Raw genomic sequence first — 25,870 nt, 5'->3', positions numbered from 1 at the left:
CCCGGCCCCATAGGATTGGGGCCGAAACCTACACACTCACCACCCCCAGAGGATCGCTGCATGCCTGGCATCACGCGCGAGGAGGTCGCCCACCTCGCTCGGCTGGCACGTCTGGAACTCAAGGCCGAAGAGCTCGACCACTTCGCCGGACAGCTCGACGACATCATCGGCGCGGTCGCCCGCGTTTCCGAGGTCGCCGACCAAGACGTCCCGCCGACCTCCCACCCGCTGCCGCTGACGAACGTCATGCGCGCGGACGAGGTCCGTCCGTCGCTCACCCCCGAGCAGGCGCTTTCCGGCGCTCCCGCCCAGGAGCAGCAGCGTTTCAAGGTGCCGCAGATCCTGGGGGAGGACTAACAACCATGACCGACATCATCAAGCTCACGGCCGCCCAGACCGCCGAGAAGATCGCCACCGGCGAGCTCACGGCCGTCGAGGTCACCGAGGCCCACCTGGCCCGCATCGAGGCGACGGACGAGAAGGTCCACGCCTTCCTGCACGTCGACCGCGAGGGCGCCCTCGCGCAGGCCCGCGCCGTCGACGCCAAGAAGGCGGCCGGCGAGAAGCTCGGCCCGCTGGCCGGCGTCCCGCTCGCCCTCAAGGACATCTTCACCACCGTCGGGGTCCCGACCACCGTCGGCTCGAAGATCCTCGAAGGCTGGATCCCGCCCTACGACGCCACCCTGACGCGCAAGCTCAAGGAAGCCGACGTCGTCATCCTCGGCAAGACCAACATGGACGAGTTCGCCATGGGGTCCTCCACCGAGAACAGTGCCTACGGCCCCACCGGCAACCCCTGGGACCTCACCCGGATCCCCGGCGGCTCCGGCGGCGGCAGCGCCGCGGCCCTCGCCGCGTTCCAGGCCCCGCTCGCCATCGGCACGGACACCGGCGGCTCCATCCGCCAGCCCGCCGCCGTCACCGGCACCGTCGGCGTGAAGCCCACGTACGGCGGCGTCTCCCGCTACGGCATGGTGGCCTTCTCCTCCTCCCTGGACCAGGGCGGCCCGTGCGCCCGTACGGTCCTGGACGCGGCCCTCCTCCACGAGGTCATCGCCGGCCACGACCCGCTCGACTCCACCTCCATCGACGCCCCGGTCCCGCCGGTCGTCGAGGCGGCCCGCAACGGCTCCGTCGCCGGCATGCGCGTCGGTGTCGTCAAGCAGTTCGCCGGCGAGGGCTACCAGGCCGGTGTCGTCCAGCGCTTCAACGAGTCGGTGGAGCTCCTCAAGGAGCTCGGCGCCGAGATCGTCGAGCTGGACTGCCCGTCCTTCGACCTCGCCATGGCCGCGTACTACCTGATCGCGCCGTCCGAGTGCTCCTCCAACCTGGCCCGCTTCGACGCCATGCGCTACGGCCTGCGCGTCGGCGACGACGGCACGAAGTCCGCCGAGGACGTCACCGCCCTGACCCGCGAAGCCGGCTTCGGCGACGAGGTCAAGCGCCGCATCATCCTCGGCACGTACGCGCTCAGCTCCGGCTACTACGACGCGTACTACGGCTCCGCCCAGAAGGTCCGCACGCTCATCACCAAGGACTTCGAGAAGTCCTTCGAGCAGGTCGACGTGATCGTCTCCCCGACCACCCCGACCACCGCCTTCGCGATCGGTGAGCGCACCGACGACCCGCTGGCGATGTACCTCGCGGACCTGTGCACCATCCCGACCAACCTGGCCGGCAACTCCGCCATGTCGCTGCCCTGCGGCCTGGCACCGGAGGACGGTCTCCCGGTCGGACTGCAGATCATCGCCCCGGCGATGAAGGACGACCGCCTGTACAAGGTCGGTGCCGCCGTCGAGGCCGCCTTCGTCGAGCGCTGGGGTCACCCGCTGCTTGAGGAGGCTCCGTCGCTGTGAGTTCCAGTGCACTGTCCAAGGCCAAGGGCTTCAAGAAGTCCAAGTCCGGCACCTACCTGTCGATCGGCACCACCGCCTTCGGCGCCTTCAGCGTGATCAAGCAGGCCAAGAAGGCCCGCACCGAGCACGACACGCTGAAGCTGGTCGACGCCGTAGTGTCCGCCGCCGCCATCGTCACCGGCCTCGCGATCCTGTACCGCGAGCTCAAGCGCCTGGGCGACGACGACGTCCTGCTGGGCTGAGAGGGAAAAGTTTCACCGTGAGCACCTACACCGAACTGATGTCGTACGAGGACGCTCTCGCCTCGTTCGACCCCGTCATGGGCCTTGAGGTCCATGTCGAGCTCGGCACCAAGACCAAGATGTTCTGCGGCTGTTCCACCGAGCTGGGCGCCGAGCCCAACTCGCAGACCTGCCCCACCTGCCTCGGTCTGCCCGGCTCCCTCCCGGTCGTCAACGCGATCGGCGTCGAGTCGGCCATCAAGATCGGTCTCGCGCTGAACTGCGAGATCGCCGAGTGGTGCCGCTTCGCCCGGAAGAACTACTTCTATCCGGACATGCCGAAGAACTTCCAGACCTCCCAGTACGACGAGCCGATCGCCTTCAACGGCTTCCTCGACGTGCAGCTGGAGGACGGCGAGATCTTCCGCGTGGAGATCGAGCGCGCCCACATGGAGGAGGACACCGGCAAGTCGCTGCACGTCGGCGGCGCCACCGGCCGTATCCACGGCGCGTCCCACTCCCTGCTGGACTACAACCGCGCCGGCATCCCGCTCATCGAGATCGTCACCAAGCCGATCGAGGGCGCGGGCGAGCGCGCCCCCGAGGTCGCCAAGGCGTACGTCGCCGAGCTGCGCGAGGTCATCAAGGCGCTCGGCGTCTCCGAGGCCCGCATGGACAAGGGCCAGATGCGCTGCGACGTGAACCTGTCGCTGCGCCCGACCCCCGAGTCCGAGTTCGGCACCCGCAGCGAGACGAAGAACGTCAACTCGCTGCGCTCCGTCGAGCGCGCGGCCCGCTTCGAGATCCAGCGCCACGCGGCGGTGCTCACCTCGGGCGGCACGATCGTGCAGGAGACCCGGCACTTCCACGAGGAGGACGGCTCCACCACGGCCGGCCGCATCAAGGACAACGCCGAGGACTACCGGTACTTCCCGGAGCCCGACCTGGTCCCCGTCGCCCCGGCCCGTGACTGGGTCGAGGAGCTGCGCGGCGGTCTGCCCGAGATGCCGCGCGTGCGCCGCAACCGCCTCCGCGAGGAGTGGGGCGTCAACGAGCACGACATGCAGTCGATCCTCAACGCGGGCGCGGTGGACTCCATCGTCGCCACCATCGAGGCGGGCGCCGACTCGACCGCCGCGCGCAAGTGGTGGATGGGCGAGCTGGCCCGCAACGCCAACGAGCAGGGCGTGTCCGTCGACGAGCTGCCGATCACCCCGGCCCAGGTCGCGCGCGTCGCGGCGCTGGTCGCGGACGGCTCGCTCAACGACAAGCTGGCCCGCAAGGTCCTCGAGGGCGTCCTCGCCGGCGAGGGCACCCCGGACGAGGTCGTCGAGAAGCGCGGCCTGAAGGTCGTCTCGGACGAGGGCGCGCTCGGCGCGGCCGTGGACGAGGCCATCGCGGGCAACGCGGGCATCGCCGACAAGATCCGCGGCGGCAAGATCGCCGCCGTCGGCGCCCTGGTCGGCGCGGTCATGAAGACCACCCGCGGCCAGGCCGACGCGGCCCGTGTCAAGGAGCTCATCCTGGAACGCCTGGGCGTCTCCGAGGGCTGATCCCCGCGCACCGCACGCACACAGTGGCCCGCACCGGATTCCGGTGCGGGCCACTGCGCGTTCCACCGGCGCGTTCCACCGGCGCTTCCCGGGGGAGGGTGTCCGGATGTGACAGGGAATCGTCATTGCGGCCATCCGGGGGCCGCCGTGAGGATGGGGGCATGCCCACTCCGCACCGGGTCGTCATCGCGGTCTTCCCCGATGCCGACCTCCTCGACGTCACGGGCCCGGCCGAGGTCTTCGCCCTGGCCAACCGGGAGACCGGGGGCCGGGCCGGCTACGAGGTCCGCCTCGCGGGGCCGGCCGCAGGCCCGGTGCGGACCTCGGCGGGGGTCCGGCTGCTCGCCGACGTCGCCTTCGGCGAGGTCGGCGAGCGGGTGGACACCCTGCTGGTGCCCGGCGCGGTCGACATGACCGACGCCGGCCCCGTCGCCCGGATCGACGACACCGTCGTGGCGTGGGTGCGGGAGACCGCCCCGCACGCCCGGCGGGTGGCGTCGGTGTGCGTGGGCGCGCACCTGCTGGCGGCGGCCGGGCTGCTGGACGGGAGGACGGCCACCACCCACTGGTCGACCGCCGCCCAGCTCGCGGCCGACCATCCGGAGGTCAGGGTCGACCCCGATCCGATCTTCGTACGGACCGACCGCGGCCGGCTGTGGACCGGGGCGGGGATCAGTGCCTGTCTGGACCTGGCGCTGGCCCTCGTCGCGGAGGACCTGGGCGAGCAGACCGCGCTCGCCGTGGCCCGGCAGCTGGTGATGTACCTCAAGCGGCAGGGCGGCCAGAGCCAGTTCTCGGTGCCGCTGAGCCGGCCGGCCGCCGGACGCCGGGACATCGACGAGCTGCGCCTGTGGATCGCCGACCACCTCGACGCGGACCTGTCCGCGCAGGCGCTGGCGGCCCGGATGTGCCTGAGCGAGCGGCACTTCGCCCGCGTGTTCACGCAGGAGACGGGCACCACTCCCGCCGCGTACGTGGAAGCGGCCCGCATCGAGGTGGCCCGGCGCCTGCTGGAGACCACCGACGGTCCGCTCGACCAGGTGGCGGCCGCCTCCGGGCTCGGCTCGGCGGAGACCCTGCACCGGGCCTTCCGGCGGCAGCTCGCCACGACCCCGGCGGCCTACCGCCGCCGGTTCCGCACACAGGCCGGCTGACCGGCGCCCACCCACCCACCGGATCCCCTCGGCATGGAGCGAGGCGGAGGACTTCGCCATGCCTTCTTCCCTCACCCACACCCTTGGCACCTACATTTCCAGGAAAGGCCTTCCGATGAGCACCCAGAGCACCCACACCGCGTCCACGACCCTGCGCGACCTGGGCGGGCTGGACAACCGGCCGCCCCTGCTGGGCGATTCCGTCCTGATCATGATCGACTTCCAGAACACCTACCGCACCGGCGTCATGGCACTGGACGGCGCCGAGGAGGCCCTCGCGGCCGGAGCCCGCCTGCTGGAGCGCGCCCGGGCCGCCGGCATCCCCGTCATCCACGTCGTCAACGACGGCGGCGAGGGCACCCCCTACGACATCCGCGCCCACATCGGCGCCATCAGCGACGAGGTGGCGCCGGCCGAGGGCGAGCCGGTGGTGGTCAAGCAGTTCCCGAACGCCTTCCACGCCACGGAGCTGGAGAAGACCCTGAGCGGCCTGGGCTTCGGCGCGGGCAGCGGCAAGGACCTGGTGCTGGCCGGGTTCATGACGCACATGTGCATCACCTTCACCTCCGAGGGCGCCTTCACCCTCGGCTACCGGCCCACCGTGGTCGCCGAGGCCACCGCGACCCGCGCCCTGCCCGCCCCGGACGGCACCGTCCTGCCCGCGTCAGCCCTCCAGGCCGCCGCGCTGACCACGATCCACGACGTCTTCGGCCTCGTGGTCCCCGGCGTCGACAGCCTTCTGTAGCGATCGTTAGCTTAATTGTGTACGGTTCTTTCTGTAGCGACCGCTATCGAAAGAAACGGGGATCCCTCATGTCCGCAACGAAGACCCGCTACGCCCGCACCGTCCGCAAGGAGAGCGGCGGCCCCGGCCTGCTGCTCGCCCACGGCGCGGGCGGGTCGGTCGAGGGCAACTTCGGGCCGCTGCTGGACGCGCTCGCCGCCCGTCACAGCGTCGTCGGCGTCGACTACCCCGGCGCCGGGGACACCCCGAAGGCCGTCGAGCCGCTGCGGCTCGACGAGCTGGCCGACCAGCTGGTGGCCGCCGCCGACGCCGAGGGGCTGGAGCGGTTCGCCGTGCTCGGGTACTCCCTCGGCGGGAACGTGGCCGTCCGGGTCGCCACCCGCCACCCCGGGCGGGTCACCGCGCTCGTGCTCACCGCGAGCTTCGCGCGGGCCGGCCACCGCTTCGGGCTGGTCGGGCAGATGTGGTCCGAGCTGGGCCGGCGCGGGGAGAACGAGCTGCTCGCGCGGCTCCTCGTACCGCTGGTGCTCAGCGAGGAGCAGCTGGAGGCGCTGAGCCCCGAGCAGCTGGAAGACCTCGTGCGGGGGGCCGCGGACACGGCAACGCCCGGGGGCGGGGACCAGGCCGCGCTCATCAAGGGCGCGGACCTGCGCGCGGAACTCGCGCGGATCGGCGTACCCGCCCTGGTCGTCGAGACCACCGGGGACCGGCTCGTACCGCCCGCCCTCCAGCGGGAGCTGGCGGACGCCCTGCCGGGCGCACGGCGCGCGGAACTGCCCACCGGGCACCTTCCGTTCGCCGAGCGCCCGGCCGAATGGGCGTCCCTGGTCACGGAGTTCCTCAGCGAGCTGCCGGCGCGCTGAGGAAGGCCAGGCGGGCCGGCTTCGCCGGGAGGTAGACCTCCGGCAGGTCGATCTCGGGGAGCTCGACCTCCGCGCCGAGTACGAAGCCGGTCCGCTCCAGCAGGTCGATGGCCTTGGCGTTGCGGGCGTCCGGTTCGGCGACGACGCGGCGGACGGCCGGGTCCGAGAACACGTAGCCGATGAAGGCCGACATCAGGGCCCCGGTGAAACCGTGCCGGACCCCGCCGCGGCTGGGGCCGATCAGCAGGTGCACGCCGATGTCCCCGGGCCGGACCTCGTAGCACTCGCCGACCCGGTCCTCGGCGCAGTCGTACGTCTGGAAGAGCGCGACCCGCTCGCCGTCCCGGCTGACCATGAAGGCGTGGTGGGTGGTGCGGCGGTCGACGTCCTCGTAGATCTCCTGGACCAGCTCGCGGCTGGCCCCGCCCATGCCCCAGAAGCGCGCCCGCTCCTCGGTGACCCAGCTGTGGATCAGCGCGGAGTCGGCGGCGGGGTCGACGGGGGTGATGGTGACCGTGCCGAAGCCCTCGACGTGCTGGGTGTGCACGGGGGTACGGACGGAGGCGGGGGCGGAGCTGGGGATCATACGGATTCCTTGGTGAGGCGGGCCCAGTCGGTGACGACCGGTACGAGTGCGCAGCGCGCCCAGAGGGGGAGCTGGTCGCGGTGGTGGGGGGAGCCCGGGACGCCGTCCGCGCCCAGCGGGACCGCCCAGAGGCTGTCCTCGCGGCGGGCCAGGTCCCAGACGTAGCGGGCCGCCGAGGCGCGGGCGGCCCGGTCGGTGAATCCGGGCACGGAGGAGGTGGCGTTGACGCAGTCGTGGTCGCCGCCGAGCCCCGGCCACTCGGCGTCCGGGTCGGGCAGCGCCGACCAGGGGGCGAGGACGTGGAGCTGCGACCAGGGGGTCTCGGGGGCGTCGGCCGCGGCCGTCTCCTCCAGGGCGGCGCGGACGTGGGCCGCGCGGTCGAGGCCGGGGAGGAGGGGGGTGGCCAGCAGGCCTTCGAGGGCGTAGCCGACGCGCGGCAGGAGGTACAGCCAGGGGTGGAAGACCTCCGGGCCGCCGGGGGCCGGGGCCAGGCCCGCGAAGACGGGGTCGGCGGCGAAGCGGCGTACGGTCGCGCTGCGGAAGGCCGCGAAGACGGAGGCGTCGGTGCTGTCGGCCTCCATGTGCCGGTCCCAGGCGACGAGCCGCGCGCGGAGCCGGCCGGCGGCGGGGGAGAGGCCCTCGAGGCCGGGCAGCAGCGCGAGCAGCGGCCCGGCCGAGGCCAGGTACGTGTCCCGGTGGACGTCGGCCATCGCCTGCGGGGACCAGTCCGCCGAGCCGCTGAGCAGCTCCCGGATCCGGTCGGCGCGGTGCGGGGGCGCGAACTCCACGCCGAGCGGGGAGGCGATCCCGCGCGCGTTCGCCATGACGGCGAAGCCCTGGACCGGCTCGGCGGGGGTGGGCGCCCAGCCCTGCCAGTCGTACCGGGAGTCCCAGGCGGGGACCGGGCGCAGCCGGCCCGCGCCGTCGCGCAGGGGAACGGCCCCCGCGACCCGGTGCAGCAGCCCGCCCTCGGAGTCGGCGGCGTGGACGACGTTGACGGGTTCCGCCCAGCCGTCGAGGGCGCGGTCGACGTCGGCGACGGTGCGGGCGCGGAGCAGGGCGGGCAGCGCGGCGAAGCCCAGGTCGCGGCGGACGCGCGGCGGGTAGCGCAGGGAGAGGGCGTCCGCCCCCTGCGGGACGAGGCCGTCCGCGCCCTCGCGGACGACGACCGGGCCGCGGCGGGTCTCCAGGACCTCGACCTCGACATCGGCGCCACCGGCCACGGCGATGGTCTCGGTGTGGCGGGCGACCGGCTCCCAGGTGCCGCCCGGGCCGAGCGCCTCCAGGCCGCCGGCGGCGGTGGGGCGCAGCCGCTCGGCGTAGAGGTCCTGGTAGTCGGCCATGGCGTTGGTGATGGCCCAGGCGGCGCTGCCGGTGTGCCCGAAGTGGGCGAGGCCGGGGACACCGGGGACGGCCAGGCCGAGGACGTCGTACTCGGGGCAGGAGATGCGTATCTGCTGGTAGACGCCCGGCTCTTCGATGAACCGGTGCGGGTCGCCCGCGATGATCGCCGCCCCGGTGACGGTCCGGTCGCCCGGCACCAGCCAGCCGTTGCTGCCGGCGGTGCCGGGTCCGTCGGTCGCGAAGAGGGTGGCGGCCTCGTCGCCGAGGACGCGTGCGACGCGCTCGCGCCAGAGCTTGGTGGCGAAGCCGGCGAAGAGGATGTGGGTGGCGATCCAGACGGACAGCGGGACCCAGGGCTCCCATGGGGTGGGGGTGTGGCCGGTGCGGGCGAAGCGGTCGTCGCGGGCGGCGCCTTCGGCCAGGCCGGAGTTGACCCCCTCCACGTAGGCGCCGAGCCAGGCGGCGGTGTCGGGGTCGAGCGCCTCGTGGCAGCGCCGGGCGGTGTCGTCGAGGCGGGCCTGGCGGGCGAAGCGGTCCCAGCCGACGCAGTCGGCGCCGAGGAAGGCGGCGCTGGAGCCCTGCGCGCGGTGCCGCTCGACCTCGAGCTGCCAGGCCCGGTCCAGGGCGGTGACGCGGCCCTGGGCGTAGGAGAGGCGGATCGGGTCGGATGCGCGCAGGTGGGGGATGCCCCAGCTGTCGCGGTAGACCTCGTAGGCCTCTGAAGTCACGCTGCTCACACTCTTCCCCATGCATCTTAGGTTAGGCTGCCCTAACTATAGGGGTGTTGGTGAGTGTCGGGGAGAAGGGGCGGACATGGCGGTCGGCAAGGGCTGGGAGGGCGTGGTCCTCAAGCTGCTTCGGGGCAAGGACTTCACGTTCACGGTCACCGGGGTGGAAGAGGTCACCGAGCACTACCGCAGGGTCCGCTTCGGCGACGGCGGGCTGCTGGCGGCCGCCGGCGACTCCCTGCACCCGACCATGTGGGTCCGGGTCTGGTTCGAGGGCGGGAGCCGTCCGCACCAGCGGGCCTACACGCTGGTGGACCCCGATCCGGCCGCAGGGACCTTCGCCTTCGAGTTCGCCCTGCACGACGGGCTGGCCAGCCGGTGGGCGCGCGGGGCCCGGCCGGGGGACACCCTGGAGGCCACCGTCCAGGGCACCGGCTTCGCGGCGCCGGACCCGGAACCGGAGCGGCTGCTGGTGATCGGCGACCCGGCCTCCCTGCCGGCCATCAACTCCCTGCTGGACGCGTACCCGCGGACCCCGGCCACCATCTGGTTCGAGACCCAGCACGCCGACGACGCGCGGCTGCCCGTACGCGCCGACGCGGCCCGGCACGACATCCGGCGGGTGGCCCGGGGCGGGGCGGCGCTGGCCGAGCGGGTCCGGGCCGAACTGCCGGAGCTGCTCGGCCCGGACCCCGCCTCCGCGTACGTCTGGCTGGCCTGCGACACGGCCACCACCCGGAACCTGACGGCGTACCTCAGGAAGGACCTGGGCCTGCCCAAGCAGCGCGTGAACGGGCTGGGCTACTGGCGCGCGGTCTAGGCGCCGACCGTGCCGTCGATGGCCTCGCGGAGGAAGTCGGCGTGGCCGTTGTGGCGGGCGTACTCGTGGATCATGTGGAGCATCAGCATGCGCAGCGAGGCCTCCGCCTCCCACTTGGCGACGTACGCCGTCACCTCGAGGGAGCCGGCGGCGGCCTCGACGGCGCGGGAGTGCCCGACCTCCGCCTCCCAGGCGGCGAACGCCTCGGCGCGGGTGGCGCGGGAGGCGTCGTACGCGGCCTGGAAGTCGTGCTCGTCGGACCACAGGTGCGGTACGTCCGCGCCGCCGAGCGTGCGGCGGAACCAGTGCCGCTCCACCTCGGCCATGTGCCGGACCAGTCCCAGCAGGGACAGGGCGGAGGGCGGTGAGGCCGGGCGCCGCAGCTCCTCGTCGGTGAGGCCCTCGCACTTCCAGGCGAGGGTGGCCCGGTGGTAGTCGAGGTAGGCGCGGAGGGTTTCGCGTTCACCGCCGGCCAGGGGCGGCCCGACGCGTTCCGAGATGTCCATGCCGCCGATCATGCCCCGCCGCCCCCGAGTCGTGGAACCGTCCGGCCCCGCCGGCAACCCGCGCGCCGCCCGAAGGGCCCCGGCCTACCGCGCGGACGCGTCCCGGCCCTGCCACACGTACGGGACCGTCACCCCCAGCACACCGAAACCCAGGCGCTCCAGGATGGGGCGGCTGTCGTCGGAGGCGTCGACCTGGAGGTACGGGATGCCGCGCGCCGCCGCCACGCGGGCGCGGTGGGCCACCAGCAGGCGGTAGACGCCCCGGCCGCGCCACTGCGGGGCGGTGCCGCCGCCCCACAGTCCCGCGAAGGCGCTGCCCGGCCGCATCTCCATCCGGGCCGCGCTCACCGGAACCTCCCCGGCCATCGCCACCACCGCCTCGATGGTCTCCGGCTCCTCCCGCAGCAGGCTGAGCATCTGCGCCCGGATCCGCGGCCGCTCGGTGCCGAAGGCCCGGTGGTGGACCTCCATCATCAGGTCGACCCCGGCCTCGTCCGTCACCACCCGCAGGGTGATCCCCTCCGGCGGCTCCACCGGCAGCGCGGCGAGGTCGGCCGTCCGTGCCACCAGCAGCGTCTCCGCCGGCTCCGGCACGAACCCCGCCGCGCGCAGCCGGTCCCCGAGGTCCGCCGGGCGGTCGTGGGAGTACAGCTTCCACTCGAACTCCACCCCATCCGCCCCATCCGCCCCGCCGGCCCCGCGGGCGCCGAAGTGCGCCACCTGCGCCGCGATCTCCGCGTCGGCCGTCTCCTCGTCGAGGTCCGACCACAGCACGCCGTTCCAGCCGAGCCCGGGCACGGTCTGCCGTACGACCGCGCCCACCCGCTCCACCCGCGCCTCCGCCGCATCGGGCTGCGCGTCGCGCCGCATCTCCCGGTCGTAGCGGTCGCGCACCTTCAGAAGTTCTTCACGATCCATCGTCATCGGGTCAGCTCACCAGGCGCCCGCCCGGGCATACAAGTGCATTAGCCTCACCCCGTGAACGACGACTCCGCCATCTACACCGGCAAGGCCACCCCCGACGCCGCCGTCGACCGGGGCTGGCTCCTCGGCCACTTCAAGAGTCCCGGCGATCCCCGCCACAGCGAGGACGTCGAGATCAAGTGGGGGGTCCACCCCAAGGGGGAGGAACGCGACCGGTGGGTGACCGGTGAGCGGCGCACCGCGCTCCAGGTGCTGATCAGCGGCCGGTTCCGGCTGGAGTTCCCCGGCCGCACCGTCGTCCTCGCCGAACAGGGCGACTACGTGGTCTGGGGGCGCGGGGTCGACCACTCCTGGTACGCGGAGGAGGACACGGTGGTCCTCACCGTCCGGTGGCCCTCGGTCCCGGGCTACCGGGCCGACGAGCCGTCCGGCCCGGGCCCGCACTGACCTAGGTCCCGCACCTCGGCACAGGCCTGTGACGATGCACACGAAACGGGCCAACGATCACTAAACGCTGAGATCGTGTCAATCGAGGTGTAGACCGCCCAGGCCCGCACTGCGCGGCCGGACCTTCACAAGTTCACACGTACACGAGTTCAAGCGTTCTTTGCGTCGGGCTGCCTCCCGGTGAAGATCCGAACCACCAGGGAGCACGTCCGTTGGCAGCAATCGCACGGTGGTGCCTCCGGCACCGACTGGTCACCGTCCTGATCTGGCTGCTCGCCCTCGGCGGGACCGCCGCGGCGGCCGGAGCCGCCGGGAGCGCGTTCTCCAACGATTACGAGGTCCCCGGCACGGAGTCCGCCAAGGCCCACGCCCTCCTGCGCGAGGGATTCCACGGCCAGGGCGGCGACACCGACACCATCGTGTGGCGGGCCCCGGACCACCGGACGGCCCGGACCCCCGACATCGAACAGCGCATGACCCGGGCCCTGGACGCCGTCGCGGCCCTCCCCGGCGTCACCTCGGTCGCGAGCCCCTACGGACCGGCCCCCGCGAGCGCCGCCCAGATCAGCCCCGACGGACGCACCGCCTATGCCGTGGTGACCTTCGACCGGCAGGCCGACTCCGTACCCAAGGCCCAGGCCAAGGCCGTCGTGGACGCCGCGAAGAACCCCGCCACCGAGGCCGACGGCCTCCAGGTCGAACTCGGCGGCCGCGCCATCGGCCTGACCGAGGCACCCGGCGCCCACCTCGCCGAGGTCATCGGCGTCGCCATCGCCGCCGTGGTCCTCTTCCTCGCCTTCGGTTCGCTCGCCGCGAGCCTGCTGCCCATCGCGACCGCCCTCGTCAGCGTCGGCAGCGCCTATTTCGGCATCACCCTCCTCGGGCACGCCATGCCCGTCGCCGACTTCGCCCCGATGCTGGGCACCCTCGTGGGCCTCGGCGTCGGCATCGACTACGCCCTGTTCATCGTCACCCGCCACCGCAAGGGCCTGGCGCGCGGGCTGACGGTCGAAGAGGCCGCCGCGAGCGCCGTCGCCACCACCGGCCGGGCCGTCGTCTTCGCCGGGGCCACCGTCTGCATCGCGCTGCTCGGCATGCTCGTGCTGCGGCTGAACTTCCTCAACGGGGTCGCGATAGCCGCCTCCCTCACCGTGGTCCTGACCGTGGCCGCCTCCGTCACCCTGCTGCCCGCCCTCCTCTCCTACATCGGCATGCGGGCCCTCTCGCGCCGCGAACGGCGCAAGCTCGCCGCCGAGGGCCCCCGGCCCCAGCCGCCCACCGGGTTCGCCGCCCGCTGGTCGGCCTTCGTGGAGCGCCGCCCCAAACTGCTCGGCCTGGTCGCCGCCCTGGTCATGGTGGTGCTGGCGCTGCCGACCCTCTCCCTCCACCTCGGCACCTCCGACCAGGGCAACAACCCGGCCACCTCCACCACCCGCAAGGCCTACGACCTGCTGGCCGACGGATTCGGGCCGGGCGCGAACGGCCCGCTGACCGTCGTCGCCCGCCTCGACGGAGCCGCGGACCGCGTCGCCGTCGACCGGCTGACCGAGGCACTGCGCACCACCGAGGGCGTCACCTCCGCCGGCCCGGCCGTCTTCAACCGCAGCGGGGACACCGCCGTCCTGACGGTCGTACCGGACTTCGCCCCGCAGTCCCGGGCCACGAGCGAGCTGGTCGACACCCTGCGCCGGGACGTCATCCCGCGCGCCGGCCACGGCAGCTCGATGGACGTCCACGTCGGCGGGGTGACGGCCGGCTACGACGACTTCGCCGAGGTGATCGTCGGGAAGCTCCCGCTCTTCGTCGGGGTGGTCATCGCCCTCGGCTGCGTCCTCCTGCTGCTGGCCTTCCGGTCCATAGGCATCCCGCTCAAGGCCGCCGCCATGAACGTCGCCGCCGTCGCCTCCTCCTTCGGCGTCGTCGTCGTGATCTTCCAGTGGGGCTGGGGGAGCGAGCTGCTGGGCCTGGGCAGCGCCGGACCGATCGAGCCCTTCCTGCCGGTGATCATGGTGTCGGTGCTCTTCGGACTGTCCATGGACTACCAGGTCTTCCTGGTCAGCCGGATGTACGAGGAGTGGCTGGAGACCGGTGACAACAGGCGGGCCGTCCGGGTGGGCCTCGCCGAGACCAGCCGGGTGATCAACTCGGCGGCCGTCATCATGATCTCCGTCTTCCTGGCCTTCGTGCTCAGCGGCGACCGGCTCATCGCGATGTTCGGCATCGCGCTCGCCGCCGCCGTCGCGCTCGACGCCTTCGTCCTGCGCACCCTGCTCGTCCCCGCCCTCATGCACATGCTCGGCGGCGCCAACTGGTGGATCCCCGCCTGGCTGGACCGGCGGCTGCCCCGGATCAGCATCGAGCCACCGGAACGCAGTGCTCCCCGTGCGACACTTCCGTCGCAGCGGCCGGACGCGGACCACGCGGAGCCGGCCCGCCTGCCCCGCTGACCGGTTACGAGCCGTAAGGAAGCACGCATGTTCGCGATAGACCTGGCCGAGGACGCCCAGCTGTTCCCGCTGGAGGTGTGGCACGCCGAGGAGTTCCTCGCGCACATGGACCGCGGCCGTGAGTTCATCGGCCAGTTCGTGGGCTTCCCCGACCGCGCCACCGACCTCGAGTCGGCGCGGCTCCTGCTCGGCTCGAACGCGGAGAAGGCCGCCAAGGACGGCGCCCGCCTCTACGGCATCCGGGTCGACGGCACGCTGGTCGGCGGGGTCCTCTTCCCGAACTTCGACGCCGCCCGCGGCAACTGCGAGGTCGGCTGCTGGCTGGAGCCCACCGCGGCCGGCCGGGGCCTGATCACCAAGGCCTGCCGGGTCCTGATCGACTGGGCCTTCCAGCAGCGCGGCATGCACCGCGTGGAGTGGCACGTGGCCTCCGGCAACAAGAAGAGCATCGCCGTCGCCGAGCGGCTCGGCCTGACCCGTGAAGGCGTCCTGCGGCAGAACCACCTCCACCGCGGCGTCCGCCAGGACACCGAGGTCTGGGCCGTACTCGCCCACGAATGGGCCACCGCCCGCCCGGCGTAGCCGCCACGGCCGCAGGCCCCGCCCCGGACCTGCGGCCCACCGGGCCCGAAGCCCGCCGGGCTCTCAGGAACCTCTCAGAAACGCCGCCTACGGTGCGCGTCATGGACACCACGAAGACCCTCGCCCCGACCGCCCCCGACGCGGACGCCGCCGAGGACGCCGCCGAGGACAAGGCGGCCGCCGCCGAGCCCACCGACGTGACCGAAGAGCCGGGCGAATCCGGCGAGGAGCTCGCCGAGGACGCCGACGACGCCGACGAGTACGCCGACGAGGACGCCCCCGAGCAGAGCACCGGCGTCGGGGCCGCCGCATCCGCCGTCGTCGCCGCGGGCCTGGGGCTCGTCGCCCTCAGCGGCAGCTGGGTGTCCCGCGTCGCCGCCGAGCGCCAGACGCTCATCGGCCAGATCGAATCGGTCAACGCCAGCACCGCCAAGGAGAAGATCGCCGCCCTGTACGGCGACGCCTGGCACACGACCGCCCTCGTCAACGGTGTCCTGTCCACCCTCGCCCTCCTCCTCGCCGTCTTCGTCCTCGCCCGCCCCGCCTTCGGCGCCCCCGGCCGGGTCCTTCCGGTCTGGGTCCGGTCCGTCTCCTGGGCCGCCGTCGCCCTCGGCCTCCTCGGTGTCCTGCTCTTCGGCCTCATGTACTTCGACCTCCTCTTCCCCCTCCCCACGGCCGCCCAGTAGGCACCGCCTTACGCGATCTCCCGCCCGGTCTTAGGCCGCCCTAGTCCGCCTCAGGGCCCCCGGGCCCCGGCCTAAGGACCCCGGCACCGCAGAGATGCGGCATCAGCCCCATGTGCCGCACCCCTCTGGGAAGCGAATCTTGGATCACACCGAACGAGGTGCCCGAGAAGAGCAACCAGGGAGTACGAGATGTTCGAGTACGAGATCGCCACCGCCCGCCGCGCCGACCTCATCCGCGAGGCCAACGAGTACCGGATCGTCCAGGAGGCCAAGAAGGCGTACCGCGCCTCCTCTCGCGGCCAGGAATCCGAAAGGTCGGTGAGAGGGCACCGCGGCCTCTTCACCCGCGCCGCGTAACCCGCGTCGCCGGCCACGTGAACTGACACGTGATGAGAAGCGCACCGATAACGAGTGCCGGTGCCCCGCACCTCTGTGCGATGCTCGGCGGCGTGGAGACCAGATCTGTCAGCCCGGTGTTCGTCGGCCGAGCCGACGAACTGGCCGCACTCGTGGACGCCCTGACCCGCGCCGCGGAGCAGGAGCCGCAGGCCCTGCTCATCGGGGGAGAGGCCGGAGTCGGCAAGACCCGCCTGACCGAGGAGTTCCTCACGGAGGCCGCCCGCCGCGGAGCCGTGGTGGCGGTCGGAGGCTGTGTGGAGATAGGGGCGGAGGGACTTCCCTTCGCCCCCTTCTCGACCGCCCTGCGCACCCTCCTGCGCCTGCTCCCCGACGAACTGGCCGCCGCGGCCGCCGGGCAGGAGGACGAACTCGCCCGCATCCTCCCCGAACTCGGCGAGACCCCCCGGGGCCCCCACGACGAGGAGAGCACCGCCCGGCTCTTCGAACTGACCGCCAGGATGCTGGAACGGCTCGCCGCCGACCGCACCGTCGTGCTCGTCCTGGAAGACCTGCACTGGGCGGACACCTCCACCCGGCACCTGCTCGCCTACCTCTTCCGCACCCTCGCCAGGGGCCGGCTCGTCCTCGTCGCCACCTACCGGGCCGACGACATCCACCGCCGTCACCCGCTGCGCCCGCTGCTCGCCGAACTCGACCGGCTCCGCACCGTCCACCGGATCGAACTGCCCCGCTTCAACCGGGCCGAAGTACGCCGCCAGCTCGCCGGGATCCTCGCCTCGCAGCCCGACGAGAGCTTCGTCGACTCCGTCTTCGACCGCTCCGACGGCAACGCCTTCTTCGTCGAGGAACTCGTCGCCTCCCAGGAGAGCGGCTGCCGCACCGGGCTCACCGAATCCCTGCGCGACCTCCTGCTCGTCCGCGTCGAGGTACTGCCCGACGCCGCCCAGCGCGTGGTCCGCATCGTCGCCGAGGGCGGCTCCACCGTCGAGTACTCCCTGCTGCGCGCCGTGGTCCAGCTCGGCGAGGACGAACTGATCGAAGCCCTGCGCGCCGCGGTCGGCGCCAACATCCTCCTCGCCACCACCGACGGCGACGGCTACCGCTTCCGCCACTCGCTGGTCCGCGAGGCCGTCAGCGACGACCTCCTGCCCGGCGAGCGCGCCCGCGTCAACCGCCGCTACGCCGAGGCCATGGAGGCCGACGAATCGCTGGTCCGCGCCGAGGAGCGGGTCATCCGGCTGGCCAACTACTGGTACGCCGCCAACGACCCCGCCAAGTCCCTGCCCGCCGTCCTCGCCGCCTCCGTTACCGCCCGCCGCCGGCACGCCTACTCCGAGCAGCTCAGCCTGCTGGAACGGGCCATGGACCTGTGGGAGAGCGTCCCCGACGAGATACGCGCGGACCTGCGCCCGGCCGACTACACCGACGTGTACCCGCCCTGCGGCTGCGACCCCGCCACCACCCCGCTGCAACGCCTCGACCTGCTGGCCGAGGCCACCGTCGCCGCCCGGTTCGGCGGCGAACGCGAACGGGCCCTGAAACTCACCAAGCTGGCCCTGCGGATCCTCGACGAGGACGGCGACGACCCGCTGCGCGCCGCCTGGTTCTGGACCGAGCGCTCCCGGCTGGTCGCCAGCCTCGCCCGGGGCGACGGCTGGGAGGAGATCGCCAGGGCCCAGGAACTGGTCAAGGGCCTGCCCCCCTCCCAGGTGCACGCCGACGTCCTCGTCCGGGCCGCGGGCTGGGGCATGCTCCACAACCCGGGCCCCGGCAACCTCGCCGCCGCCGAACGGGCCGTCGAGTACGCCCGCATGGTCGGCGCCGAGGAGACCGAACTCAACGCCCGGATCACCCTCGGCTGCCTGCTCTGCGACGCCGGTGACGGAGAACCGGGCCTCACCGAGATCCGCGCGGTCCTGGACCGCGCCACCGAACTCGGACTCACACTGCTCGCCGGTCGCGCACACATCAACCTCAGCTCTCAACTCGAATCGATGGGCCGGTCCCGCGAAGCCGTGGAACTGGCCGAACAAGGGGTCGAACTCGTCAGCAGGTCCCGGCTCCTGGACACCGAGGCCTGGGTCTGCGGAAACATGGCGGAGAGCCTGTACAGCCTCGGCCGCTGGGACGAGGCCGCCGCGGCCGCCCGCCGCACCCTGCACGTCGGCCAGAGCGCCGCCCCGCGCGGCTCAGCCTCCGCGCGCCTGGCCTACCTGGCCCTGGCCCGCGGCGAACTCGCCGAGGCCGCCCAGCAGCTCGCCGCCGCCCACGCGCACTTCGGCACCCACGACACCCAGCCCCAGCACCGGCTGCCGCTCTACCGGCTGGCCGTCGGCGTGGCCGAGGGGGAGGGCCGGATCGCCGACGTCCGCGCCGAGACCGCGGAGGCCGTCGCCCACGGGTTCCCGCTCGGCCACCACCGCTACGCCTGGCCCCTCCTGCTGGCCTCCGCCTCCGCCGAGGCCGACGCCCGGGGCCTGCCCGTGGCCGACACCGGCCGCGACGCCGCCCTGGAGGTGCTGCGCACCGCCGCCCGCTCCCTGGCCGCCCCGGCCCCCGTGTGGGCCGCGCACGCCGAGTACCTCCGGGCCGAGCTGCTGCGCGCCGAGGCCCGCGACACCGTCGCCGACTGGACCGCCGTCGAGGCCGCCGTACGCCCCCTGCACCGCCCGTACCTGCTCGCCCGGGCCCGCCACCGCCTCGCCGAGGCACTCCTCGTCTCGGGCGGGGACCGCGAGACGGCAGCCGACCTGCTCCGCGACTCCCACGCCGCCGCCGACCGGCTCGGCTCAAGGAGGCTCCGCGAGGACCTCGCCCTGCTCGCGCAGCGCGCCCGGCTCCCGCTGACCGCCGAGGAGGCCCACCCGGCCGCCCCGGCCCCGGACACCGACCCCATCGAGGCCCTGGGCCTGACCAGCCGCGAACGGGACGTCCTGCGCCTCGTCGCGGCGGGCGGCACCAACCGCCAGATCGCCGAGGAACTCTTCATCTCCCCGAAGACGGCCAGCGTGCACGTCTCGAACATCCTGGCCAAGCTCGGAGTCGCGGGCCGGGGCGAGGCCGCGGCCCTCGCCCACCGGCTGCGCCTGTTCACCCCGCTCGGGCCCCCGGCTCCGGCGGGCCGCTCCTAGGCGGTGTCAGCGCCCCGCCGGTCCTCGGCGGGGCGTATGACGACGACACTTGCCGGAGTCGAGGTCTGTGACTCCTCCCCCTCGTAAACGAGGGGACTTCTCACTTGGGTCCGAAAACCCTAATGACGGCCAAGCCCTGACCGCTGCCGAAGCAGGCGTGCAGCGTACTACGCCGTAACGCGGATCCGGGGCCGCTCAAGTCACCGCACCGTCAAGGTCAGGATCCTGTCGTCGCCCGCCTCCGGCGAGCCGCGCCCGTCCGTCTCGCTCGTGACCAGCAGCAATCTGTCCCCGCCGAGGGACACCACCGTGCGCAGCCGCCCGTACTGCCCCTGGAGGAAGGCCTCCGGCTCCGCCGCCGCCGCGGTTCCCTTCAGCGGGATCCGCCACAACCGCTCGCCCTTCAGCCCGGCCATCCAGACGGACCCCTGCGCCCAGGCGATCCCGCTCGGCGAGGCCTCTTCCGGCTTCCACACGGCCACCGGATCACGCAAGCCCGCCTTGCCGGCCTTCCCCTCCGCCTCCGGCCAGCCGTAATTGCCGCCCGGCTCGATGAGGTTCAGCTCGTCCCAGGTGTGCTGGCCGAACTCGGCCGCCCAGAGCCGCTTGTCCTTGTCCCAGGCGAGGCCCTGCACATTGCGGTGCCCGTAGGAGTAGACGACGGAGTCGGCCTCCGGATTGCCGTGTACCGGCTGCCCGTCCGGGGTCATCCGCAGGATCTTCCCGCCCAGCGACTTCCTGTCCTGAGCCAGCGCCGTGTCCCCGGTCTCGCCGGTGCCGGCGTAGAGCATCCTGTCCGGGCCGAAGGCGATCCGGCCGCCGTTGTGGATGAGCCCCTTGGGGATGCCCCGGAACACGGTGTCGGGCGCGCCCAGTTGCTGCCCGGCCGGTCTCTGCTCGTCGTACCGCATCCGGGCGATGCGGTTGTCGGACTCGGTCGTGAAGTACGCGTACACCATCCGGTCCGAGGGGAAGGAAGCGGACACCGCGAGACCCAGCAGCCCGCCCTCCCCGCCCGGCGCCACCCCGGGAACCCTGCCGATCTGCGTCACCGCGCCCGTGTCCGCCCGGACCCTGCTGATGGTGCCCTTGTCCCGGGAGGCGACCAGCAGGTCCCCGCCGGGCAGCGGAACCACGCCCCAGGGGGACTCCAGCCCCTTGGCAACCTCGCCCGACACCGTCACCGACCCCCGCGCGGGCGGCCCGGAGGCCTCCGGCGGGCCCGACGCCCCCGCGGACGCCGCCCCCGTCGGCGGCGGGCCCGGTGGGGATCCGCCCGGCCCGGCCTGCGCACCGTCCGACGCGGAACAGCCCGCCGCCAGCAGAGCGCCGCACCCCGCCAGGGCGAGCGCCGCCCGCACACCCCTGCGCCGCGCGCGCCCGCCCTCGTACCGCACCGCCCCGAAGCCCCGCGCCCCGGAGCCACCCGCCCCGAAGCCCTGCGCCCCGCCCTCCTGGATCTGCCCGTACCGCATGGTCCCGCTCCCCTCCGGTCGTCCGTCCCCCAGTCCTGCCCTTCCCCTGTCTCAACAGCCCCGGACGGTCCCTAAGTTCCACCCCTCGTACACCCGATCGAGTGGATGTGGGCCAGGTCGCCGTCTAGTCCCAGGCTCCCACCGCCGACGGCAGCGCCGCTATCTCGGCCAGCTCCCCGGCCGTGAGGCGCACCTCCGCCGCCCGCGCGTTCTCCGCCGCCCACACCGCCCGCTCCGCCCCCGGCACCGGCACCACGTGCGGCCCCTGCGCCAGCACCCACGCCAGCGCCACCTGCGCCGCCGTGACCTCCGGCCCGTGGCGCCGGGCCACCCGCCGCAGCCCCGCCACCAGCACCTGGTTGGAGGCCATCGCGTCCGCCGTGAACAGCGGGTGCCGCGCCCGTACGTCCGCCTCCTCGAACCCCTGCCCCGGCGTCAGCGTCCCGGTCAGGAACCCGCTGCCCAGCGGCATCGCCGCCAGCATCCCGACCCCCCGCGCCGCACACCACGGCAGCAGCTGCCACGCAGCCTCCGGCGACCACACCGACAGCTCCGCCTGCACCGCCGTCACCGGGAACACCTGCTGGACCCGCTCCAGCTGCCGCAGCGTCGACCCGTACCCCCGGTCCCCCCGCCGCCCCGCACCCGGCCCGGCCCCCGCACCCAGCGCGCAGAACCCCAGCGCCCGCACCTTCCCCGCGCCCACCAGCTCCGCCATGGCGCCCCAGGTCTCCTCCACCGGCACCTCGGGATCCACCCGGTGCAACTGGTACAGGTCTATGACATCGGTCCGCAGCCGCCGCAGCGAGGCGTCGCACGCCCGCCGCACGTACCCCGGCCGCCCGTCGGCCACCACGTGCTGCTCACCCGCCCGCAGCCCCACCTTGGCGGACACGAAGGCCTCGGCCCGCCGCTCCCGCAGCACCCGGCCCAGCACCAGCTCATTGGTGAACGGCCCGTACAGATCGGCCGTGTCCAGCAGGTTCGCCCCCAGGTCCAGCGCCGTGTGCAGGGTGCGCAGCGATTCCTCGCCCCGGCGGCGCGAAGGCGCGTACGCCCAGCTCATCGGCATGCAGCCGAGCCCGATGGCCCCCACCGTCAACGGTCCCGATCCGATCGACCTGCGCTCCACCCCTGCGTCCCCCTCCCGGCCCGGTCCCGGTCCGGCCTTCAAACTAACGGCTTGATCAAGTTCCCTTCGCATAGCCTCGGGATCATGACCGCAACGACCGGGGACGTCTGGCTCCCCTTCCCGCCCGCCGAGATCGACGGCCTCCCCGGCTCCTTCCGCTACCGCCAGTGGGACGGCGAGGACACCTTCCCGGCCGACCCGGCCGACTGCGTCTTCTACGTCACCCCGTACATGAAGTCCCAGGAGGTGACCCTGCGCCCGCTCGCGGCGATGCCCGCCCTGCGGGTCGTGCAGACCCTCACCGCCGGCATCGACCACGTCCTGCCCGGCCTCGGCGACCTCCGCCCGGGCGTGCGGCTGTGCAACGCCCGCGGCGTCCACGAGGCCAGCACCGCCGAACTCGCCCTCACCCTGACCCTCGCCTCCCTGCGCGGCATCCCCGGCATGGTGCGCGGCCAGGACCGCGAGGAGTGGCGCGGCGGCTTCTACGAGGCCCTCGCCGACAAGTCCGTCCTGATCGTCGGCTACGGAGCGATCGGCGCGGCCATCGAGGACCGGCTCGTCCCCTTCGAGTGCGGGCGGATCACCCGCGTCGCCCGGTCGGCCCGCACCGTCCCCCACGGACCGGTCCACGCCCTCGCCGACCTCCCCGGCCTCCTCCCGGACGCGGACGTGGTGATCCTCTCCACCCCGCTGACCGAGGACACCCGGGGCCTGGCGGGCGCCGGATTCCTCGGCCGGATGAAGGACGGAGCCCTGCTCGTGAACGTCTCGCGCGGTCCGGTCGTCGACACCAAGTCCCTGCTGGCGGAGCTGGAGTCGGGCCGGCTGCGCGCCGCGCTCGACGTCACCGACCCGGAGCCGCTGCCCGCGGGCCACCCCCTCTGGCACGCTCCGAACGTCCTGATCACGCCTCATGTGGGCGGCAGCAGCTCGGCGTTCGAGCCCAGGGCGAAGCGGCTCGTGGCCCGGCAGCTCACCCGGTTCGCCGCCGGGGAAGAGGTCCGGAACACCGTGCTGATCACGGACTGAGCGAGGGGGCGCACACGCTCGGCGACCGCGCGTACGCGAGCGGTGGCCACGACCCCTCCGGTGGTGACGGAGCGTAGAACAGCTATGTCGCTGAGTAACGAAAGTGGTGTATCGTCCGGAACAAGGGGCTGCGCCACGTACGTCTGGCGCTGGGGAGTGATCGGACACTTTGGGGGGCGACGGGCGATGCACGGCCAATGGACGAAGGATCCGATGCGGCAGAGCCGCCGGAGGCGACGCCGCCGAGACTGGGCTGCGCCAAAACCGGCCAGCGAGGAGCACCGGTGAGCCCCCCGGGGGCGGCGCTCCTGACCCGCCCGCCGGTTTCGGGCGGCGGCCGGGGTCTCGCGGCGCAGCTCGTCCTCGCACTGGTCAGCGGCGGCTACGCCGTCGGAGCCGCCCTCGGCTGGGGATCGGGCGAACTCGCCAAGATCATGGGCGACTTCGGTCTCAGCACCGCCGGATTACTGGCCGCCGTCTCCTGCTACCACTACGCCCGTACGATCGACCGGCGTGAGCGCCCCGCCTGGCTGATGTTCGCCTTCTCCTCGCTCATGGGGGCCCTGGGGAACGCCGTGTGGGGCTGGTACGAGGTCGTCCTCGGCCAGCAGGTCCCCGAGCCCTCCCTCGCCGACTTCGCCTTCCTCTGCTTCGCCCCGCCCGCCATCGTGGGCCTGCTCGTCCTGGCCAAACGCCCGGTCACCCGGGCCGGCTGGGTCTGCCTCGGGCTCGACTCCTGGCTCATCGGCGGCTCGCTGCTGACCCTCTCGTGGAGCCTGGCCCTCGCCAACGCCGCGCGCACCGCCCAGTCGGGAGAACCGGGCAGCGTCCCGCGCGCCGCGCTCTCGCTCGCGTACCCGCTCCTCGACATCGCGCTGGTCTCGATGGTCCTGGTCCTGCACTTCCGGCGCTCGGCCAACAACCGGTCGGCGGTCAACACGGCGATCGCGGCCCTCGCCCTGACCGTCCTGAGCGACGCGCTGTTCACCTCGCCGCTGCTGAACACCACCTACAGCTCGGGGGAGATCCTCGACGCCGGCTGGTTCGCCGGCTCCCTGCTGCTCGCCTACGCCCCCTGGGGCGCCCGCCGGCCCGAACCCCTCCCGCGCACCGGGTCCCCGCGCGCGGAGCGCCCGCACAGCCGCCCCATCAGCGGCTCGCTGCCCGCGCTCACCCCGTACCTCGCGGCCGCCGTCTGCACCCTCGGCATCCTCTACAACGTCGTGGACGGCCGGAAGGTGGACCGGATGGTGGTCTTCACCGGCTGCACGGTCGTGCTCGCCCTCGTCATCCGGCAGGGCATCATGCTCCTCGACAACATCGCGCTCACCCAGGAACTGGCCCAGAAGGAGAACCACTTCCGCTCCCTGGTCCAGGGCTCCAGCGACGTCATCATGATCGCCGCGCCCACCGGGACCCTGCGCTACGTCAGCCCCGCCGCCGCCGGGGTCTACGGCCGCGAGGCGGAGGAACTGGTCGGCACCGAGCTCGCCGCCCTGATCCACCCGGACGACCTCGGCCGGGTGGTTCACGAGGTACGCCGCTTCCTGGCCGCCCCGCCCGCCGAGGAGCCCACCACCCGCATCGAGTGCCGGTTCAAGTCGGGCGGCGGCGAGTGGCTGAACGTGGAGTCCACCGTCAACCGCCACCAGGGCGGGCTCATCCTCAACAGCCGGGACGTCACCGAGCGGGTCCGCCTCCAGGCCCAGCTCCAGCACAGCGCCGAGCACGATCCGCTGACCGACCTGCCCAACCGGGCCCTGTTCACCCGCCGGGTCCGCCAGGCCCTGACCGGCCGCCGGTCCGGGGACCACAGCACCGCCGTGCTCTTCATCGACCTCGACGGCTTCAAGGCCGTCAACGACACCATCGGCCACCAGGCCGGTGACGAGCTGCTCATCGAGGCCGCCCGCCGCCTGCACGACGCCGTCCGCGCCGGGGACACCGCCGCCCGGCTCGGCGGGGACGAGTTCGCGGCGCTGATCATCGGCGACGCCGGCCGCGACCGCGGCGCCCGCGAGTACCAGGTCCGCGAGATCGCCGACCGGCTGCGCGCCACCCTCTCCCAGCCCTACCGCATCGCCGGGAGCGAGGTCCGGGTCGCCGCCAGCATCGGCGTGGCCTTCGCCGACCCCGGTATCACCCCTTCGGACCTGATGCGCAACGCGGATCTCGCGATGTACCGGGCCAAGGCGGGCGGCAAGGACCGCGTCGAGCTGTACGCGCCGCAGATGCAGGCCGAGGTCGTCCGCAAGGCCGAGCTGGCCGGCCGGCTGCGCACCGCGCTGCACGAGGGCGAGTTCGCCCTGCTGCACCAGCCCGTGGTCTCCCTGGCAACCGGCCAGGTCGCCGCCGTCGCCGCCCAGGCCCGCTGGCGCTCCGCCCAGGGGATCCTCTTCACCCCGGCCGAGTTCCTCCGGGTGGCCGAGCACAGCGAGGGCGCGTCGGCCGGGCCGGACGGCTTCCGCACCGCCGAACTGGGCCGATGGCTGCTGGAGGAGGCGGTGGAGCAGGCCGCCGAGCGCCACCGCGCGGGGCACGACGTACCAGTGGCCGTCCGGATGACCGCCCAGCGGCTGCTGGACCGCTCCCTGCCCCGGGGCAGCGTGGAGGCCCTGCTGGCCCGCCACGGGCTGCCCTCCGGCGCCCTGGTGCTCGAGCTGGCGGCCTCCGACCCCAGAGTGCCCTTCGACGAGCTGGAGCGCCGCCTGACGGCCCTGCACCGGCTCGGCGTACGGATCGCCCTGGACGGGGTCGGCAGCGGCTACGCGGCCATCAGCGCCCTCCGCCGCCTCCCGGTGGACGTGCTCAAGCTGGACCGGGGCCTGGTCGAGGGCGTGGTCGAGTCCGCCCGCCTGCACAAGATCACCGCCGGACTCTTGCGGATCGCAAACGACCTGGGCATGCAGTCCGTGGCCGACGGGGTGGACCTCCCCGAGCAGGTGCTGGCACTGCGGGCGATGGGGTGCACCCACGGCCAGGGAGCGGCGTTCTCCGGACCACTCGACGAATACAGGCTGCGGCGCGCGCTCGTGAGGGGTACGTTCGCAGTACCGGGCGGTACGGCCCAGCCCGCCTTGGCCGGAGGCTCGTCCGGTGGCTCGATGGTCATCCATAGAGGCTCAAATAATGAGACGCCCGTCCCACCCGCTTGACATCGACCTCCCGCCGGAGGGAGGGTCAATGCCATGCGCACCCGAATTCTCGTACTTGGAAAGCGCGTCGGCTGAAGCTGGGACCTGCATGTCCCCGCTCGACACCACCGACGCGCTCCCCTC

At 73.3% G+C, this 25,870-nt stretch carries 22 protein-coding genes; 16 read left to right on the top strand and 6 right to left on the bottom strand.

Features of this window, described 5'->3' with window-relative positions; all coding sequences use genetic code 11:
• The first annotated feature begins 60 nt into the window (after window positions 1–60).
• The 7 genes from gatC (at window position 61) to OOK34_RS04180 (ending at window position 6,392) form a co-directional block, all read left to right on the top strand.
• Complete coding sequence (gatC, locus tag OOK34_RS04210) at window positions 61–357, top strand: Asp-tRNA(Asn)/Glu-tRNA(Gln) amidotransferase subunit GatC (protein ID WP_010984178.1); 297 nt, start codon at window positions 61–63, stop codon at window positions 355–357.
• A gap of 5 nt (window positions 358–362) precedes the next feature.
• Window positions 363–1,856, top strand: a complete 1,494-nt coding sequence (gene gatA / locus OOK34_RS04205) for an Asp-tRNA(Asn)/Glu-tRNA(Gln) amidotransferase subunit GatA (RefSeq protein ID WP_267032508.1) — start codon at window positions 363–365, stop codon at window positions 1,854–1,856.
• Window positions 1,853–2,098 carry a hypothetical protein gene (locus tag OOK34_RS04200; RefSeq protein WP_267032507.1) on the top strand — a complete coding sequence of 82 codons (246 nt, stop codon included), beginning with the start codon at window positions 1,853–1,855 and terminating at the stop codon, window positions 2,096–2,098. The genes gatA and OOK34_RS04200 overlap by 4 nt, the downstream gene beginning before the upstream one ends.
• A 38-nt stretch (window positions 2,099–2,136) precedes the next feature.
• A complete protein-coding gene (gene gatB, locus OOK34_RS04195) occupies window positions 2,137–3,630 on the top strand; it encodes an Asp-tRNA(Asn)/Glu-tRNA(Gln) amidotransferase subunit GatB (RefSeq protein ID WP_267036614.1) in 1,494 nt (497 codons plus the stop codon).
• Between the two features lie 161 nt (window positions 3,631–3,791).
• The gene (locus OOK34_RS04190; RefSeq protein ID WP_267032506.1) at window positions 3,792–4,784 is read left to right on the top strand and encodes a GlxA family transcriptional regulator; all 993 of its coding nucleotides are present in this window, start codon (window positions 3,792–3,794) and stop codon (window positions 4,782–4,784) included.
• 115 nt (window positions 4,785–4,899) lie between these two features.
• Window positions 4,900–5,529, top strand: a complete 630-nt coding sequence (locus OOK34_RS04185) for a cysteine hydrolase family protein (RefSeq protein WP_267032505.1) — start codon at window positions 4,900–4,902, stop codon at window positions 5,527–5,529.
• Window positions 5,530–5,597: 68 nt separating this feature from the next.
• A complete protein-coding gene (locus OOK34_RS04180; RefSeq protein ID WP_267032504.1) occupies window positions 5,598–6,392 on the top strand; it encodes an alpha/beta fold hydrolase in 795 nt (264 codons plus the stop codon).
• On the opposite strand, the gene OOK34_RS04175 is transcribed toward OOK34_RS04180, so the two are convergent.
• Window positions 6,370–6,978: a GNAT family N-acetyltransferase gene (locus tag OOK34_RS04175; protein WP_267032503.1), complete on the bottom strand. Its 609-nt coding sequence runs from the start codon at window positions 6,976–6,978 to the stop codon at window positions 6,370–6,372. The two genes, OOK34_RS04180 and OOK34_RS04175, sit on opposite strands and share 23 nt — an antisense overlap.
• Window positions 6,975–9,071, bottom strand: coding sequence for a penicillin acylase family protein (locus OOK34_RS04170; RefSeq protein WP_267032502.1), 2,097 nt, complete (start codon window positions 9,069–9,071; stop codon window positions 6,975–6,977). Before OOK34_RS04170 ends, OOK34_RS04175 begins: the two co-directional genes overlap by 4 nt.
• A 64-nt stretch (window positions 9,072–9,135) precedes the next feature.
• Here OOK34_RS04170 and OOK34_RS04165 point away from each other — a divergent pair, with 64 nt between their 5' ends.
• Window positions 9,136–9,870, top strand: a complete 735-nt coding sequence (locus OOK34_RS04165; protein WP_267032501.1) for a siderophore-interacting protein — start codon at window positions 9,136–9,138, stop codon at window positions 9,868–9,870.
• Here OOK34_RS04165 and OOK34_RS04160 read toward each other — a convergent pair.
• Together OOK34_RS04160 and OOK34_RS04155 are read right to left on the bottom strand one after the other, a co-directional pair.
• On the bottom strand, window positions 9,867–10,376 hold the full coding sequence (locus OOK34_RS04160) for a DinB family protein (RefSeq protein ID WP_267032500.1): 510 nt from the start codon (window positions 10,374–10,376) through the stop codon (window positions 9,867–9,869). The genes OOK34_RS04165 and OOK34_RS04160 overlap by 4 nt on opposite strands.
• Before the next feature lie 84 nt (window positions 10,377–10,460).
• Window positions 10,461–11,294: a GNAT family N-acetyltransferase gene (locus OOK34_RS04155; RefSeq protein ID WP_267036613.1), complete on the bottom strand. Its 834-nt coding sequence runs from the start codon at window positions 11,292–11,294 to the stop codon at window positions 10,461–10,463.
• Window positions 11,295–11,354: 60 nt separating this feature from the next.
• Here OOK34_RS04155 and OOK34_RS04150 point away from each other — a divergent pair, with 60 nt between their 5' ends.
• From OOK34_RS04150 to OOK34_RS35320, 6 genes are all read left to right on the top strand, one after another.
• Window positions 11,355–11,747, top strand: coding sequence for a signal peptidase I (locus tag OOK34_RS04150; RefSeq protein WP_267032499.1), 393 nt, complete (start codon window positions 11,355–11,357; stop codon window positions 11,745–11,747).
• 212 nt (window positions 11,748–11,959) lie between these two features.
• On the top strand, window positions 11,960–14,194 hold the full coding sequence (locus tag OOK34_RS04145) for an MMPL family transporter (protein ID WP_267032498.1): 2,235 nt from the start codon (window positions 11,960–11,962) through the stop codon (window positions 14,192–14,194).
• 27 nt (window positions 14,195–14,221) lie between these two features.
• The gene (locus OOK34_RS04140; protein ID WP_267032497.1) at window positions 14,222–14,776 is read left to right on the top strand and encodes a GNAT family N-acetyltransferase; all 555 of its coding nucleotides are present in this window, start codon (window positions 14,222–14,224) and stop codon (window positions 14,774–14,776) included.
• 101 nt (window positions 14,777–14,877) lie between these two features.
• Window positions 14,878–15,462 (top strand): hypothetical protein, encoded by a 585-nt coding sequence (locus OOK34_RS04135; protein WP_267032496.1) that lies wholly within the window; start codon window positions 14,878–14,880, stop codon window positions 15,460–15,462.
• A 189-nt stretch (window positions 15,463–15,651) separates the two neighbouring features.
• Entirely contained in the window at window positions 15,652–15,819 is a 168-nt protein-coding gene (locus tag OOK34_RS04130) for a hypothetical protein (protein WP_267032495.1), read from the top strand.
• Window positions 15,820–15,899: 80 nt separating this feature from the next.
• Window positions 15,900–18,953, top strand: a complete 3,054-nt coding sequence (locus tag OOK34_RS35320) for an AAA family ATPase (protein ID WP_323183393.1) — start codon at window positions 15,900–15,902, stop codon at window positions 18,951–18,953.
• Between the two features lie 200 nt (window positions 18,954–19,153).
• Here OOK34_RS35320 and OOK34_RS04115 read toward each other — a convergent pair whose 3' ends face one another.
• Window positions 19,154–20,428 carry a sorbosone dehydrogenase family protein gene (locus OOK34_RS04115; protein WP_267032494.1) on the bottom strand — a complete coding sequence of 425 codons (1,275 nt, stop codon included), beginning with the start codon at window positions 20,426–20,428 and terminating at the stop codon, window positions 19,154–19,156.
• Window positions 20,429–20,552: 124 nt separating this feature from the next.
• Window positions 20,553–21,560, bottom strand: coding sequence for an aldo/keto reductase (locus OOK34_RS04110; protein WP_267032493.1), 1,008 nt, complete (start codon window positions 21,558–21,560; stop codon window positions 20,553–20,555).
• 84 nt (window positions 21,561–21,644) lie between these two features.
• Between OOK34_RS04110 and OOK34_RS04105 the strand changes: the two genes are divergently transcribed.
• On the top strand, window positions 21,645–22,592 hold the full coding sequence (locus tag OOK34_RS04105) for a 2-hydroxyacid dehydrogenase (protein WP_267032492.1): 948 nt from the start codon (window positions 21,645–21,647) through the stop codon (window positions 22,590–22,592).
• A gap of 284 nt (window positions 22,593–22,876) precedes the next feature.
• Window positions 22,877–25,747 (top strand): bifunctional diguanylate cyclase/phosphodiesterase, encoded by a 2,871-nt coding sequence (locus OOK34_RS04100; protein ID WP_267032491.1) that lies wholly within the window; start codon window positions 22,877–22,879, stop codon window positions 25,745–25,747.
• Window positions 25,748–25,870: the final 123 nt, after the last annotated feature.

It is taken from the genome of Streptomyces sp. NBC_00091, assembly GCF_026343185.1.
Classification (GTDB): domain Bacteria; phylum Actinomycetota; class Actinomycetes; order Streptomycetales; family Streptomycetaceae; genus Streptomyces.
This window is presented reverse-complemented; position numbering and strand designations above follow the sequence as displayed.